This is a genomic window from Bradyrhizobium sp. PSBB068, from assembly GCA_016839165.1.
GTDB lineage: Bacteria > Pseudomonadota > Alphaproteobacteria > Rhizobiales > Xanthobacteraceae > Bradyrhizobium.
The window spans coordinates 5,176,055-5,190,643 of record CP069300.1 but is presented as its reverse complement, the minus strand read 5'-3'; the positions used below and the strand labels follow the sequence as shown (position 1 = coordinate 5,190,643).

11 protein-coding genes, 1 other RNA gene and 1 pseudogene are annotated in these 14,589 nt (G+C 66.0%); 6 read left to right on the top strand and 7 right to left on the bottom strand.

Going from position 1 to position 14,589, the window contains the following annotated elements; all coding sequences use genetic code 11:
* Positions 1-10 precede the first annotated feature (10 nt).
* The 4 genes from JQ507_24340 to JQ507_24325 are packed head-to-tail and all read left to right on the top strand — an operon-like array spanning position 11 to position 4,737.
* On the top strand, positions 11-868 hold the full coding sequence (locus JQ507_24340; protein ID QRI68056.1) for a branched-chain amino acid ABC transporter permease: 858 nt from the start codon (positions 11-13) through the stop codon (positions 866-868).
* Complete coding sequence (locus JQ507_24335; protein QRI68055.1) at positions 868-2,667, top strand: ATP-binding cassette domain-containing protein; 1,800 nt, start codon at positions 868-870, stop codon at positions 2,665-2,667. The genes JQ507_24340 and JQ507_24335 overlap by 1 nt, the downstream gene beginning before the upstream one ends.
* The gene (locus JQ507_24330; protein ID QRI68054.1) at positions 2,648-3,394 is read left to right on the top strand and encodes an ABC transporter ATP-binding protein; all 747 of its coding nucleotides are present in this window, start codon (positions 2,648-2,650) and stop codon (positions 3,392-3,394) included. The genes JQ507_24335 and JQ507_24330 overlap by 20 nt, the downstream gene beginning before the upstream one ends.
* A gap of 50 nt (positions 3,395-3,444) precedes the next feature.
* Positions 3,445-4,737, top strand: a complete 1,293-nt coding sequence (locus JQ507_24325) for an MFS transporter (GenBank protein QRI68053.1) — start codon at positions 3,445-3,447, stop codon at positions 4,735-4,737.
* A 65-nt stretch (positions 4,738-4,802) separates the two neighbouring features.
* On the opposite strand, the gene JQ507_24320 is transcribed toward JQ507_24325, so the two are convergent.
* On the bottom strand, positions 4,803-5,414 hold the full coding sequence (locus JQ507_24320; GenBank protein QRI68052.1) for a TetR/AcrR family transcriptional regulator: 612 nt from the start codon (positions 5,412-5,414) through the stop codon (positions 4,803-4,805).
* Positions 5,415-5,562: 148 nt separating this feature from the next.
* On the opposite strand from JQ507_24320, the gene JQ507_24315 reads away from it, so the two are divergent.
* Positions 5,563-6,795 (top strand): cytochrome P450, encoded by a 1,233-nt coding sequence (locus JQ507_24315; protein QRI68051.1) that lies wholly within the window; start codon positions 5,563-5,565, stop codon positions 6,793-6,795.
* Positions 6,796-7,004: 209 nt separating this feature from the next.
* Positions 7,005-10,727 carry an AsmA family protein gene (locus tag JQ507_24310; protein ID QRI68050.1) on the top strand — a complete coding sequence of 1,241 codons (3,723 nt, stop codon included), beginning with the start codon at positions 7,005-7,007 and terminating at the stop codon, positions 10,725-10,727.
* A 65-nt stretch (positions 10,728-10,792) separates the two neighbouring features.
* Here the strand turns inward: JQ507_24310 and JQ507_24305 are convergent, their stop codons facing one another.
* From JQ507_24305 to ssrA, 6 genes and pseudogenes are all read right to left on the bottom strand, one after another.
* The gene (locus JQ507_24305; protein ID QRI68049.1) at positions 10,793-11,146 is read right to left on the bottom strand and encodes a VOC family protein; all 354 of its coding nucleotides are present in this window, start codon (positions 11,144-11,146) and stop codon (positions 10,793-10,795) included.
* Between the two features lie 56 nt (positions 11,147-11,202).
* Positions 11,203-11,478, bottom strand: coding sequence for a ribbon-helix-helix domain-containing protein (locus JQ507_24300; protein ID QRI68048.1), 276 nt, complete (start codon positions 11,476-11,478; stop codon positions 11,203-11,205).
* Complete coding sequence (locus tag JQ507_24295; protein ID QRI68047.1) at positions 11,475-11,678, bottom strand: DUF4169 family protein; 204 nt, start codon at positions 11,676-11,678, stop codon at positions 11,475-11,477. Before JQ507_24295 ends, JQ507_24300 begins: the two co-directional genes overlap by 4 nt.
* A 276-nt stretch (positions 11,679-11,954) precedes the next feature.
* On the bottom strand, positions 11,955-13,391 hold the full coding sequence (gene fumC, locus JQ507_24290) for a class II fumarate hydratase (protein QRI73491.1): 1,437 nt from the start codon (positions 13,389-13,391) through the stop codon (positions 11,955-11,957).
* A gap of 154 nt (positions 13,392-13,545) precedes the next feature.
* Positions 13,546-14,068, bottom strand: a pseudogene (locus JQ507_24285) (hypothetical protein).
* A gap of 144 nt (positions 14,069-14,212) precedes the next feature.
* Positions 14,213-14,575, bottom strand: a transfer-messenger RNA (tmRNA) gene (gene ssrA / locus JQ507_24280).
* Positions 14,576-14,589: the final 14 nt, after the last annotated feature.

Below are 14,589 nucleotides of genomic sequence, written 5' to 3'. Positions count from 1 at the left end.
GGCGTAGCCGATGCTGGCCTCGATCCTCGCATCCGGTCTCGCGGCGGGCGCGATCTACGCGCTGGTCGGCGTCACCTACAACACGATGTTCTCGACCTCGCGGGTGATGAGCTTCACCGCCGGCCAGCTCGCGATGCTGGGCGGCGTGTTCGGCTCGATGTTCACGCTGAAGCTCGGCCTGCCGATCGCCATAGGCTTTGTGCTGACGTTGCTCTGCTGCGCGGTGATCGGGATCATCACCGAATTCGTCGCGGTGCGGCCGGTGCTCAAGAGCCTCGACCAGCATCTTTACGTGCTCTCGACCCTGGCGGTCGCGCTGATGATTCAGCAGGTCACCGCGATCAAATGGGGCACCGAGCCGCAGCCGTTCCCGCGCATCGCAGGATTCGGCGAGGGCGTGCTGGATGAAAAGTTCTGGCTGCCGGTGGCAGCCTGCGCGGTCACCATTATCGGCCTCGAATATCTCTACCGCCGCACCCTGGTCGGCCGCGCCTTCCTCGCCATCGCGGAGGACAATTTTGCGGCGCGGGCGCTTGGCCTGCCGGAGCGCAACCTGCGCGTCGCGAGCTACGCGCTCGCCGGCGTGGTCGGCGGCATCGCCGGATTTTCGGGCGGACAGCTGCTGCTGGCCTTCTTCGCCAACGGCGCGTTGCTCAATTTCTATGGCTTCGTGCCGGTGGCGCTCGGCGGGCTCGGCAACAACAGGGGCGCGATCATTGGCGGATTGGCGCTCGGCCTTTTCCAGCAGGCCGCGAACTTCCTGGTCGGCGGCATCTTCTCCTCGGTCGCGGTGTTCACGCTGTTCATCGTGGTGCTGCTCGCGGCTCCTCAGGGGCTGTTCGGCAGCTCGACCGCGCGGAGAGTGTGATGACGGCGGTCGCCACCACTCAGCCACAGACCGGAAGCGGCGCATGGCGTGCGACGCTGCCGCACGTTCTGCCATTCGTCGGCATTTTGCTGGCCGCTGTGCTGCTGCCCTTCGTCAGCAATGACTACTGGGTGCTGATCGGCACCCGGATGGCGATCTACTGGGTGCTGGTGTCGGGACTGAATCTGGTGGTCGGCTTTGCCGGTCATCTCGCGATCGGCTATGTCGCGCTGCTGACGCTCGGTGCCTACGCGACCAGCGTGCTGGTCGCTGGCAATGTGATGCCGGCGCTTCCGGTGTTCGCCGCATTGCCGGTCGCCGGCCTGATCGGCGCGGTGTTCGGCGTGGTCGTCGGCCTGCCGGCCTTGCGCCTGCGCACCTTCTATTTCGCGATGTCGACGCTCGGCTTTGCGACCATCGTGACCCAGATCGCGCTGGCCTGGCAGAGCGTGACCGGTGGCGGCATCGGCATCGCCGGTCCCGAATTCCCGGCGCCGTTCAACACGCCGTGGGGGTTCTACGCTCTCTGCACCGGCTTTGCGGTCGGCACCACCTGGTTGAGCGCCAATGTCGCACGCAGCCGGTTCGGCCGCGCCCTGATCGCGGTGCGCGACGCCGAGGTCGCGGCCGAGGCCAGCGGCATCTCCAAGCCGGACATGCTGATCGCGATCTTCCTGTTCGCGGGTGCGCTGGCGGCGATCGCCGGCGGTCTGTTCGCGTCCCTGCAGACTTACATCACGCCCGACGCGTTCACGTTCGATCTCTCGGTGCTGTTCTTCATCGCGATCCTGATCGGCGGCCGTGGCTCGATCCTCGGGCCGATGCTCGGCACCATCATCCTGACCATCCTGCCCGAGATCGCCGCGCCGCTCGCGGCCTGGTCGACCTTCCTTTACGCGGTGCTGCTGCTCTTGATCGTGCTGGTGATGCCGGGCGGCATCGCGGCGCTGCTCGACTTCCGCAACCGCCGTCCGCTCGCCAGCAATCGGGCGATCGTGCCGCGCCCGGCCGCGCTCGCCGACATCGTGCGGCGGCGCGACGGCGGCAAGGCGTTGCAGCTGCGCGGCATCGCACTCAGCTTCGGCAATGTGAGGGCAATCGACGGCCTCGACCTCGATGTCGCGCCGGGCCAGATCCACGGCCTGATCGGACCGAACGGCAGCGGCAAGACCACCACGCTGAACGTGATCTCGGGCTACTACGCCGCCAAGGCCGGCACCATGACCCTCGGCGACGAGATGTTGCCCGCGGGGCAGCCGGTCAAGCGCGCAGCCAGCGGCATCGCGCGCACCTTCCAGACGCCGCGCGTGATCGGCGAAGCCTCGGTGCTGGAGAACGTCATGATCGGCGGCTCGATCGAGGGCAGGGCCAATTTCGTCGAGGCGATGCTCGCGCTGCCGCGCAACGGCGCCGACGAGCGACTGCTCGCCGCCAAGGCGCGCGCGCTGCTCGGCGTCGTCGGCCTCGAGGCGCTCGCCGATGTGCGCGCCGACCGCCTGCAGCACAGCGAGCTGCGCTTCATCGAGATCGCGCGCGCCCTGATGCTCGATCCCGACTTCCTGCTGCTCGACGAGCCCGCAGCCGGCCTCTCCAACGACGAGATCGCGCGGCTCGCGACCCTGATCAAGGCGATCTGCGGCCGCGGCACCGGAGTGCTGCTGGTCGAGCACCATGCCGATCTGATCTTCGATATCTGCCACCAGGTCACCGTGCTCAATCTCGGCCGCACCCTGGCGGCGGGAACGCCGGCGGAGATCCGCGTCCACAAGGAGGTGGTCAGTGCCTACCTCGGTGGTTGAACCCCTGCTCAACGTGAGCGCGCTGGAATCCGGCTACGGCAAGATCCGCGTGCTGCACGGCATCGACATGACGATTGCGGCCGGCGAGGTCGTGGCGCTGCTCGGTCCCAACGGCGCCGGCAAGACCACGCTGCTGCGCGCCATGTCGGGATTGTTGCCGGTCAATGCCGGGCAGGTCCGGTTCGGCGGCCACGACATGACCAACGCCACGCCGCGCGATGCCGCGCGCGCCGGGCTCGTGCATGTGATCGAGGGCCATCGCGTGTTCACGCAGATCTCGGTCGCCGACAATCTGCTGCTCGCCGGCTACGACCTGCCGCGTGCCGAGCGCGTCGTGCGCGTCGAGGAAGCCTTGTCGTTCTTCCCCGAGATCGCCGAGAAGCGGCATGAGCGCGGCGGCGCGCTGTCGGGCGGGCAGCAGCAGATGTTGACGGTGGCGCAGGGCCTGGTCCGCCGGCCGCGGCTCCTGATGCTCGATGAGCCCTCGGCGGGATTGTCGCCGGTGCTGGTTGATCGCGTCCTCAACGTCATCGGGCGGCTGCGCGCGCAGGGCACCTCCGTGCTGCTGGTTGAACAGCTGCTCGAGAAGGCGCTGGCATGTGCGGATCGTGTTTACGCGCTGGTGCAGGGAGCAATCGCGCTGGAGGCCCCGACCAGCGAAAGCGATCTCGCGCACCGGCTCGAGCGCGCCTATTTCGGCCATGCAAGCCACGCGCTGGGTGGCTGATGGATATCGCGGGCATCGACAGTTCAATTCAGGTCTGACACAAGGTGGTCATGCGGCTTCCATTCTTCTACGGCTGGGTGATCGTCGCGGTGACGTTCGTCGCCATGGCGATCGGGGTCAACGCGCGAACGGCGTTCTCGCTGTTCTATCCGCCGATCATCTCCGAGTTCGGCTGGGAGCGCGGCATCACGGCCGGCGCATTCTCGTTCGGCTTTGTCGCGTCTGCGATCGCAAGCCCGCTGATCGGCCGCCTGATGGACCGCAGCGGTCCGCGCGCGGTGATGGAGCTTGGCGTGCTTCTGATGGGATCGGGCCTGTTGCTGGCGCCGCTGACCACCCAGCCCTGGCACCTCTATCTTACCATCGGCGTGCTGGTCGGTTCCGGCAGCGTCTGCCTCGGCTATTCCGGCCAATCGCTGTTCGTGCCGAACTGGTTCATTCGCCGCCGCGGGCTGGCGATCGGACTCGCCTTCGCCGGCGTCGGCATCGGCTCGGTGACGCTGCTGCCGTGGGTGCAGCACATGATCGAGCACGCCGGCTGGCGCACCGCCTGCACCGCGATGGGGATCGTGGTGCTGGTCGTGCTCGCGCCGATCAATCTGTTGCTGCACAAGCGGCCGGAAGACATCGGCCTGCAGCCGGACGGCGATGCGGCGCCGACCGCCACATCGGCGAAACCGGCATCGAACATCGTCGATCCGGCCTGGGCCGGCATCGACTGGACGCTGCCGCGCGCGCTGCGGACCGCGCGGTTCTGGTGGATCGCGACCGGCTATTTCTGCGGCCTGTACATCTGGTACGCGGTGCAGGTGCACCAGACCAAATTCCTGCTCGACATCGGCTTCAGCTCCAATGTCGGCGTCTGGGCGCTCGGCGTCGTCAGCTTGCTCGGGATTCCCGGCCAGATCTGGCTCGGGCACCTGTCCGATCGCATCGGTCGTGAATGGGTGTGGGCGATCTCGTGTTTCGGCTTCGTGATCTGCTTTGCCGCGCTCGCTGCACTGACATACTGGCCGAGCATGGCGCTGATCTATCTGATGGTCTTCACCCAGGGTGCGCTCGGCTATGGCCTGACATCGGTGATGGGGCCGGTGGTGCTCGAAATCTTCCAGGGCAAGCATTACGGCAGCATCTTCGGCACCGTGATGCTGGCCGCGCTCGCCGGCGGCGCCGCGGGCCCCTGGATCACCGGCCAGCTCTATGATCTCTCGGGCAGCTACACCAGCGCCTTCCTGCTCGGGATTGCCGTCAGCCTGCTGTCGGCATTCGCGATCTGGCAGGCGTCGCCTCGCAAGGTCCGCGCCGTCGCCGGACAGATGCACAAGGTCGCCAGCGCCGTCTAAAGCATGATCCGGAAAACTGCGAGGCGGTTTTCCGAAACGATCATGCTACGAGCTAAAGCGCAAGATCAGGTGGATGACACGCCGATCGCGCGTTGCAGGTCGGTGATCGCGCGCAGGCAACTGTCGGCGGGTGTGGTCTCCGGATCGATCAGCCGGTGCAGGCGGAAACCGTCTTCCAGCGCCAGCACGATCGCACCGGTCCAGTCCGGGTTGAGCCTGGCGTTCCTGCCGCTATTCTTCTGCGCGGTCTCGACGATGTCGGCGATCAGCTTGCGCCGCGCGCGCAGCCGCTTGGCGAGCTCGGGACGGCGCTTCTCGGCGCGCGCCACGAACAGGATCATCTCCATGTGCAGGAGAGGCGAACGGCCGAGCGGATCCTGCCGGCTGCGATCCGCGGTGCGCAGCGCTTCCAGGAAGTCGGACAGGTTGCTGTGCTTGGCAAGCAGATCGAGATTGCGCCGGATCGATTGCTCGACGTGGTCCTCGAGCATCGCGATGATCAGCTCGTCCTTGCTCTTGAAGTTCGAATAGAACGCGCCGCGGGAAAAGCCCGCCGCCGCCGCGATCGTCTCGATGCTGGCGCCGCCGATGCCCTGTTCCTCGAACACCCGCGCTGCCGCCTCGAACAGCTTCTCGCAGGTGTCGTCCCGTGTCGGTCTGGTTCGAACCCTTGACATCGGCGCAGTTTAGGGCAGAATGCAACTCGATACAAGAGTGTATCGAGTTGCAGAACCAGAACAGCCGCACCGTAATCGTGCGGCCTTGAGGATGACACCAAGGCGCGCCAGGGTGGAGGCACCGGGGCCGCGAGCGAACGAGGTCACCATGAACGAGCAAGTTCAGCCGGCGAGCGGCGAGCCGCTTTTCAATCCGCTGGCACCCGAATTCATTCGCAATCCCTATCCGTATTACGAGCGGCTGCGCCGGCTCGATCCGATGCATGTCAATGCGCACGGCGCCTTCGTCGCCAGCCGGCACGCCGAGGCCAGTCTCGTGCTGCGCGACAAGCGGTTCGGCAAGGATTACGTCGATCGTACGATCCGCCGCTACGGCCCGAAGATCATGGAGGAGCCGGTCTTCCGCAGCATGAGCCACTGGATGCTGCAGCAGGACCCGCCGGATCACACCCGCCTGCGCGGCCTCGTCGTCAAGGCGTTCACCGCACGCCGGGTCGAGGATATGCGTCCGCGCATCCAGCAGATCGTCGACGAGACGCTCGACCGCATCATTCCGCAAGGGCGGATGGACCTGATCGACGATTTCGCGTTCCGCCTGCCGGTCACCATCATCTGCGACATGCTCGGCATCCCCGAGGAGCAGCGTGAGGCCTTCTATACCGGCTCGCGCGACGGCGGACGCCTGCTCGATCCGGTGCCGCTGTCGGCGGAGGAGATCAAGAAGGGCAATGCCGGCAACGTGATGGCCGCAATGTACTTCCACCAGCTGTTCGAGCTGCGCCGCAGGCAGCCCGGCGACGACCTCACCACCCAGCTGGTGCAGGCCGAGGAGGACGGCCAGAAGCTCACCAACGAGGAACTGACCGCCAACATCATCCTGCTGTTCGGCGCGGGCCATGAGACGACCGTCAACCTGATCGGCAACGGGCTGCTTGCGCTCTATCGCAACCCGGATCAGCTCGCGCTGCTGAAGGCCAATCCCGGCCTGATCACCAACGCGATCGAGGAGTTCCTGCGCTACGATTCCTCGGTGCAACTGACCGGCCGCGTCGCGCTTGAAGACATCGAGGATCTCGGCGGCAAGCGCATCCCGAAGGGGGAGAGCGTGCTGTGCCTGCTGGGCTCGGCCAATCACGACGAGGCTGTCTATCCCGACCATCCCGAAAAGCTCGACATCCAGCGGCCGAACGTGAAGCCGCTGTCGTTCGGCGGAGGCATCCATTTCTGTCTCGGCGCCCAGCTGGCGCGAATCGAGGCCGAGATCGCGATCTCGACCCTGCTGCGGCGGATCCCCGACCTGCGGCTCGATGACGCGGAAAATCCGGAGTGGCGGCCGACGTTTGTGCTGCGCGGGCTGAAGCGGCTCCCTGCGAGCTGGTGACATCCCGGTTGAGCGGCAGGGCAGCGCCCCTGCCGCGACGGCCGGCGCACGCAGGCTTGAGCGGAAATCCGTAGTCCACCCGACGTCGCAGCGGTAAAGCCGCTGTGACTTCGCCATACTTGTCTCTATATTTGGGTTGCTCCGGCCAAGGGTTGGCAAAGCGTTCAGCATGAGGAGGCTGCCGCGGAGCGGGCTCAAAGGGAGACACCGTGCAGACGACGCTGCTCGGCCTGGCAATCGCCTTCATTCTTGCACTGGTCGCTGCGCTGGTCGGTCCGTATTTCGTTGACTGGAACCAGTTCAGGCCGCAGTTCGAGGCGGAGGCGTCCAAGATCATCGGCGCGCCGGTTCGCGTCGCCGGCAATCTTGACGCGCGTCTGCTGCCCGCGCCATCGCTGCGGTTGAAATCCGTCACCGTCGGCAGCGCCAACGACCTCGGCAAGGTCCGCGCCGCCGATCTCGACGTCGAGTTCAGCCTGAGCTCCCTGATGCGCGGCGAGGTGCGCGCCAACGAGCTCACCATCAACGGCCTGTCGCTCGATCTCGGGCTCGATCCGAAGGGGCGGATCGACTGGTCGCCGTCGAGCGGGACCTTCAACCTGGCTTCGCTGGCGATCGACCGCCTCAATCTGACCGGCCGCGTCGCGCTGCACGATGCCGCGAGCCGCAGCACGCTCGAGCTGAACGACATTGCTTTCAGCGGCGATGTCCGCTCGCTGGCCGGCGCGATCCGCGGTGACGGCAATTTCATGTTCGACGGCAACCGCTACCCGTTCCGGATCTCGTCGGGGCAAAGCGCTGACGGCAGCGGCACCCGCCTGCACTTCAACATCGATCCCGGGCAGCGGCCGGTGTCGGCCGATCTCGACGGCATCCTGACCTTCGAGGCCCGCGCGCCGCGGTTCGACGGCACAGTGACGTTGGCGGGCACGCCGGGCCAGCGCGGCGGCAGCGACATGCCGTCGTGGCGGATCGCCGCCAAGGTCAAGTCGGACTATTCCGCGGCGCGGCTCGACCAGATCGAGGTCAGCTACGGCGCCGAGGACCGTGCTCTGAAACTCGCGGGCAATGGCGACCTCCGGTTCGGTACCTCGCCGTTGCTGCGCGCCTCCCTTGCGGCGCGGCAGCTCGATGGCGACAGGTTCGCCGCCAAAGATGGCACCAAGGATGGCGGCAACGGCAATGTCGAGCCGGTGCAGGTGCTGCCGGCGATGCGTGCGGTGCTGTCGGGCCTTCCGCAAAGCCCGATTCCGGCGCAGGTCGAGCTCACGTCCGAGCAGGTCATGCTCGGTGGCCGCCCATTACAGGACATCTCGGCTGAGCTGCAATCGGATGCGAAATCATGGATCGTGCGCCGGTTGGAGTTTCGCGCGCCGGGATCCACCCGGGTCTCGCTGAGCGGCGCCAGCGCGCAAGCCGGGGCCGCTAACAGCTTCAAGACCGCGCTCAACATCGAATCGTCCGATCCCGATACGCTGATGACCTGGCTGCAGGGGCGGAGCGACATCGCCTATCGCAGCCAGAAACCGCTGCGCCTGCGCGGCGACGTCACGGTGTCGCCATCAGGCTTTTCGATCGACGCGATGAAGGCGGAAGTCGAGGGCGGCGCGCTCGAGGGCCGCATCGCGGTCGCGCATCGCGAGGCGGCGAGCGGATCGAAGGTCGAGGCGCAGTTGAAGGCGGAGCGGCTGGATCTCGATGCGACCGCAGCCGTCATCCGCTCACTGGCTGGTCCGCAAGCCGAATGGCCCGATGAGGCGCAGCTGTCGCTGGACGTCGCGCGCGCAATCTCCTCGGGGCAGGAATTGCGACCGCTGCTGGCGAAGATTGTCTACAACCCGAAGAGTATCGTGCTCGAGCGCGTCAAGATCGGCCAGCCCGACAACGTCACGCTGGACGGCAGCGGCAATTTCGACCGTGCGAATTCGACCGGCAAGCTCACGCTCGACGCGACCGCTGCCTCGCTCGCCCGGCTGACTGCCGTCGTTCAGCCCTTCGCGCCGGCGCTCGCCGCGCGGCTCGGCGTGCTTCGTGCGGATGCCGGCCCGGTCCGCGCCAGGCTTGTGCTCGATCTCGGCAAGGGCAAGACCGCCGATCGCGGCAACGCGCGCGCGACGCTCGATCTCGATACGCCGCCGCTCAAGGGCAATACGGTGATCTCGGCGACGCCGCCGCTCGCTGCGATCCGTGCGCTGGATGTCGACGCACTTCGCCGCAGCGACATGACAGCCGAGGCGAAAATCTCCGCCGGCGAGGGCGGTGCGCTGCTGGCGCTGCTCGGCCTTGACGGTGCGGTCGCAGCCGGCGCCGGCGCGACCCAGTTCGAGGTCACCGTGAGCGGCGCGTGGCAAGCGCCGCTGCGGCTGAAGGCGAGACTCTGGGGCGCGGGGCTCGACGCCGATGCGGAGGGGACGGCGGAGCCTTGGACCAAGGACGGGGCCAGCGAGAACAAATCCAGCGTCAGCCTCCGCGTCCGCAGCGCCGACATCAGTCCGCTGCTCAATCTGAAATCATCCGATCCCGCCGCGAACATCCGCCTGTCGTCGAAGCTCACGCTCGCGGGCGACAAACTGACCTTCGACGATCTCGACAGCATCGTCGCCGGTTCGCGGCTGCGCGGCCGTCTGGCGCTGACACTCGGCGATCAGAAGAGCCTCGAAGGCGAAGTCGGCCTCGATCAAATCGAGCTGGCGCCGATCTTTGCGGCTGCGATCGGTAGCGCGGGTCACGATGCGACGGAGCCGCTCGGCCAGGGGCTGACAAGCGCCTGGCGCGGCAAGGTCACCTTCGAAGCGCTGCATGGTCGGCTGCCGGGCGGCGCGGAGCTGCAGCCGGTCAGCGGCACCATCAGGTCGGACGGGCAGGCCCTGACCTTCGACGGCATCAAGGGCAAGATCGGCGGCGGCGAGGCGACTGCCTCCATCGACGCGCGGCAGGGCGTCAACGGGCTCGCGCTGAACGCCAATGTGCAGCTGTCGGGTGTCGACGCTTCGGCCTTGCGCTACCGCAATCTGGCGATGCCGAGGGCACGCGCTTCGATGCAGATGACGTTGTTGACGCAGGGCCGCAGCGCCTCGGCGCTATCAGGTGCGCTGTCCGGCAGCGGCACTGTGACGCTCGACGGGCTGAACCTTCCGGGGCTCGATCCGCGTGCGTTCGACGTCGCGATCCGCGCCAGCGATTCCGGTCAGGCCACCGACGATACGCGGTTGCGGCAGATCGTCGAACCGGCGCTCGCGGCGGGTCCGCTATCGGTCGCTTCGGCGCAAATTCCCTTCAACATCCGTGACGGCCGCATCCGGGTCGGTGCCACCACGCTCGCGGCCAATGGTGCCAACGTCATCCTGTCCGGCGGCTATGACATTCCGGCCGACCAGGCCGACATTCGCGCCGCGCTGGCATCGACCCAGGTCGGCACCGCGAACAGCCGCCCGGAGATCCAGCTGCTCGCCGTCGGCACGCCCGACGGATTGTCGCGCAGCATCGACATTGCGGCGTTGTCGTCGTGGCTCGCGGTGCGCGCGATCGATCGGGAGACCAGGCGGCTCGATGCGATCGAGCGCGGCGAACCCGTGCCGCCGCCGACCCCGGCGGCCCTGCCGCCTTCCGCCGAGCCGACGCCCGACGTGCCCGGCGCAAATTCAGCGGCGATACCACCGGCGGACGTGCCGGTGCCCGGGCGCGATCCGCGCCGCGTGGCCCCAAAGCCGAAGATCGTGGCGCCGCGACCGCCGATCGTTCCGCCGGTTGCAACCGCACCGGCCGTCGTGCCGCCCGCGCCGGTGGCGAGCCAGCCGCAGGTGGCGCCATTGCCGCCGCCGATCGAGGTCAAGCCGGCGCCCGGCGCGGCGAGGCCAAGGCCGCTGCGCCCGCCATTGTCGCTGACGCCGCAGGTCGCCAATCCGCCCCCGCGACCGGCGATGCAGAACTAATCCGCGTTTTCAAGCGAAGTGGGCACTGGTTCGCGCGAAGGAGACGCGTCAAACGACGCGCTGGATCAGGATTGGTGCTGGAGGATGTTGATCAGCCGGCCGAAGGGATCGCGGACGAAGAAGCGCCGCACGCCCCACGGCTCGTCCGCCGGTCCGTATTCGATCGCGATGCGGGCTGCCGTCATCCGGCGCATGGCTTCATCGAGGTCGTCGACCTCGATCGAGAGATCGGGTACCGGCGTGCCGGAGCCGCCTTCGGAAGCGAAGCTGATTTGAACCTGCATCGTTTCGGATGAGCCGTAAGTCGCAACCCAACCGAAATCCATCAACGGCTCGAGGCCAAGCACGTCGCGATAGAACGACTTCGCCGCCGCGATGTCGGATGCGGCAATGTTCGCGACGATGCGATTGACCTTCATGCTGAAGTCCGCGCGGCGGAACGGCCGTCTGCTCAATCGACGGCCGGTGAAGGCCGTCAGGCCTGCTGGCGCGTGTCGACCTGCTGCGGCCTGACATCCGTCGGCACCGCCGGGGTAGCGCGCGAACGGAAATAGTCGAGCACGAAAAGCCGGATCGCGGAGGACAGATTGCCCTGCTGGCGGTTGCTGTCGATCTCGCCGACCAATTCGGACAGCGTCATGTTCCGCAGACCGGAAATCTCCTTCATGCCGTTCCAGAAGGCTTCTTCGAGGCTGACGCTGGTCTTGTGACCGGCCACGACGATCGAACGCTTGACGACGGGAGACTTCATGATGCGTCACCACTTTCGATACGCTGCTGATCGATGCGGTGCTGATCCAGCACTCGCGCGTTGCGCTCGCCGAGAAATTCGTCACGCGCTCGTTCGGATTTGGTGCGACCGAATAGCGCACGATTGGCTTCGGCCTGCTTGGCTGCTTGTTCGCGCTCGCCGCGCTTCTTGAATCGTTTCAGGTTGACCACGTCGCCCATGCTCGTCGTCCTCATCGTCCCCAAAGCGGAATTGGTGATGCATCGTGACGAAAGCAAGAGCGATCGCGCTGCGCGCCCGGCTCGATACCCATCCCGAATCCCCGTTTGATGCTTCTGATAGCATCAAAGAATCCGTTTCGCTCTGCGAAAACTAGACGTCTGTACCATGCGCCAGCGCAGAGCTGATAGGCAAACAGCCTTAGTCTTTAGGCGTTATGATCCATAATTATATCACGCGCGCTGACCGTAATTATCCGGACATTGCGCGCCCGTGGCTCAGCCTGGGTGTGTCATTTTGTCCGGCTGCACGAGGCGATCAAATTCATCGGCAGACACAAATCCAAGCCGCAAAGCCTCTTCCTTCAGCGTCGTTCCGCGGGTGTGCGCCGACTTCGCGACCTTGGCTGCGTTGTCGTAACCGATCTTCGGCGCGAGCGCGGTCACCAGCATCAGCGAGCGCTGCATCAACTCGTTGATGCGCTTTTCGTCGGCGCGTATGCCGACAACGCAATGCTCGGTAAATGAGCGGACAACGTCAGACAGCAGCTGAATGGAATTTATCATACAATATGCCATGACGGGCTTGTAGACGTTGAGCTCGAAATGACCCTGGCTGCCGGCGACGGTGATCGTGGTCTGATTGCCGAACACCTGGCAGCAGACCATGGTCATGGCTTCGCACTGGGTCGGGTTGACCTTGCCCGGCATGATCGACGAGCCCGGCTCGTTCTCCGGCAGGATCAGTTCGCCGAGACCCGAGCGCGGGCCCGAGCCGAGGAAGCGGATGTCGTTGGCGATCTTGAACAGGCCGGTCGCCACCGAGTTGATCGCGCCATGCACCAGCACATACGCGTCGTTCGAAGCCAGCGCCTCGAACTTGTTCGCGGCGCTGGTGAACGGCAGCCTGGTGATCTCGGCGACATGCCTGGCGAAGAGATTGGCGAATTCCGGCTTCGAGTTGAGGCCGGTGCCGACGGCAGTGCCGCCCTGCGCCAGCGGGAACAGCTCCTTCACCGCGACGCGCAGCCGCGCGATGCCGCTCTCAACCTGCGCGGCGTAGCCGGAGAACTCCTGGCCGAGCGTCAGCGGTGTCGCGTCCTGGGTATGCGTCCGTCCGATCTTCACGATCTTGGCAAACGCCTCCTGCTTCGCGTGCAACGCCTGATGCAATTCGGCGAGGGCCGGGATCAGGTCGGCGATGATGCGGTCCGCTGCCGCGATATGCATCGCGGTCGGAAACGAGTCGTTCGACGACTGGCTCATGTTGACGTGATCATTCGGATGAATCGGCTGCTTGGCGCCGAGCTCGCCGCCGAGCATCTGGTTGGCGCGGTTGGCGATCACCTCGTTCACGTTCATGTTGGTCTGCGTGCCGGAGCCGGTCTGATAGACGACCAGCGGAAAATGATCGTCGAGCTTGCCGTCGATCACTTCCCTGGCAGCACTGACGATGGCGTCGGCGCGGCGTGCGTCGAGCTGGCCGAGCTCGCGATTGGTTTCGGCTGCCGCGAGCTTGACGATGGCGAGCGCATGGATGATCGCGATCGGCATCCGATCGTGGCCGATCTTGAAATTCTGCCGCGAGCGCTCGGTCTGCGCGCCCCAGTAGCGGTCGGCGGCGACGTCGATCGGACCGAAGCTGTCGGTCTCGCTCCGGGTGGCGGCGTTGGATGGTGTGGTCGATTGAGCCATGGATGCTCTCCGTTGCGTCATCAGCACGTGGTCCGGCATGGCGCCGGTCTTCCAGCGTGACGACGCGAAGGCGTCCACGCGGAGACACGTTCATGCGGAAGATAGTACGGGATGACGATCTGTCATCCCGATCCTCACATGCATCCTACAAGGTGAAGAGAGATCCGCGTTTAGATTATTTCTTGCGGAAACGGTCCAGCCGCACCACCTCGGCGCCTTCGCTGGGCTTCGCGGGCTCCTGCTCGGTCTCGGCCGTCTCGGGCTCGACCACGGCCCGGGCAGCCGGCGCGGGAGGGGGGGGCGGCCACTGCCGGTGCGGCAGGCGCTTCCTCGGACAGCGCGTCCGAGACGTCGAACCGCAGGTCGAACGGCGCGGACGGATCGAGGAAACGCGTCACCGCGGCAAACGGCACGTTGAGCCGCTCGGGAATCCCGCCGAACGACAGGCCGACCTCGAAGCGGTCCTCGGTCACCACCAGATCCCAGAACTGGTGCTGCAGGATGATGGTCATCTCCTCCGGATACTGCGCGAGCAGCCGCGGTGACAGCTTCACGCCGTCGCCGTGCGAGAGGAAGGTGATGTAGAAATGATGCTCACCCGGCAGGCCGTGTTCGGCCGCATCCGACAGGACCCGGCGCAGCACCCCGCGCAGCGCATCGCGCGCCAGCACGTCATATCGGATGTGATCGGTCGCCATGGTGATCCTGTCGCTTCGAAAATAGCCGGTGAGGCTCGCCGGATGATCCGACTCGCCCGCTTTGCCCCCATGCTACCCCGCCGGGAGCCGGAAATCAGCAGGGCCGATGGCTGAAATGCGGGCGGACGCCCGATCGAGGAATAAAGTGGAGGCTTCTGTTGCCAGGTGCCTCCGAACCCCGCCTAACGGAGCTTAACCCGTTAGGACTTTAAGATGGTCTTTCAAACTGCGTTACGCAGCCTGAGCAACCGGAGCAAAGTTGTCGTTGGCAACTATTGCATTAGCCCGATAACGGCGGAACCATACCGAGAAAAAACACGCCCTTTACGCCCTCGTCGATCCTATTTCGCCCCCGCCAAAAGCCACCGAAGGGGGCTTAGATGGGTTTTGGTGGAGGCGCCGGGTACCGCCCCCGGGTCCGAATGGTTTATTGCGACGGCCATTTATTTCCATAGCCGGCGAACCGGCACCCCCAATATAGCGGCAAAGCCGTAGAAAAACAGAGCCGATTCAGACCCTTT

Excerpts from the sequence above, each read along its gene's own strand:
- JQ507_24340 (QRI68056.1), top strand. The coding sequence starts at position 11 with ATGCTGGCCTCGATCCTCGCATCCGGTCTCGCGGCGGGCGCGATCTAC.
- JQ507_24335 (QRI68055.1), top strand. The coding sequence starts at position 868 with ATGACGGCGGTCGCCACCACTCAGCCACAGACCGGAAGCGGCGCATGG.
- JQ507_24325 (QRI68053.1), top strand. The coding sequence starts at position 3,445 with ATGCGGCTTCCATTCTTCTACGGCTGGGTGATCGTCGCGGTGACGTTC.
- JQ507_24320 (QRI68052.1), bottom strand. The coding sequence starts at position 5,414 with ATGTCAAGGGTTCGAACCAGACCGACACGGGACGACACCTGCGAGAAG.
- JQ507_24315 (QRI68051.1), top strand. The coding sequence starts at position 5,563 with ATGAACGAGCAAGTTCAGCCGGCGAGCGGCGAGCCGCTTTTCAATCCG.
- JQ507_24305 (QRI68049.1), bottom strand. The coding sequence starts at position 11,146 with ATGAAGGTCAATCGCATCGTCGCGAACATTGCCGCATCCGACATCGCG.
- JQ507_24300 (QRI68048.1), bottom strand. The coding sequence starts at position 11,478 with ATGAAGTCTCCCGTCGTCAAGCGTTCGATCGTCGTGGCCGGTCACAAG.
- JQ507_24295 (QRI68047.1), bottom strand. The coding sequence starts at position 11,678 with ATGGGCGACGTGGTCAACCTGAAACGATTCAAGAAGCGCGGCGAGCGC.
- fumC (QRI73491.1), bottom strand. The coding sequence starts at position 13,391 with ATGACGCAACGGAGAGCATCCATGGCTCAATCGACCACACCATCCAAC.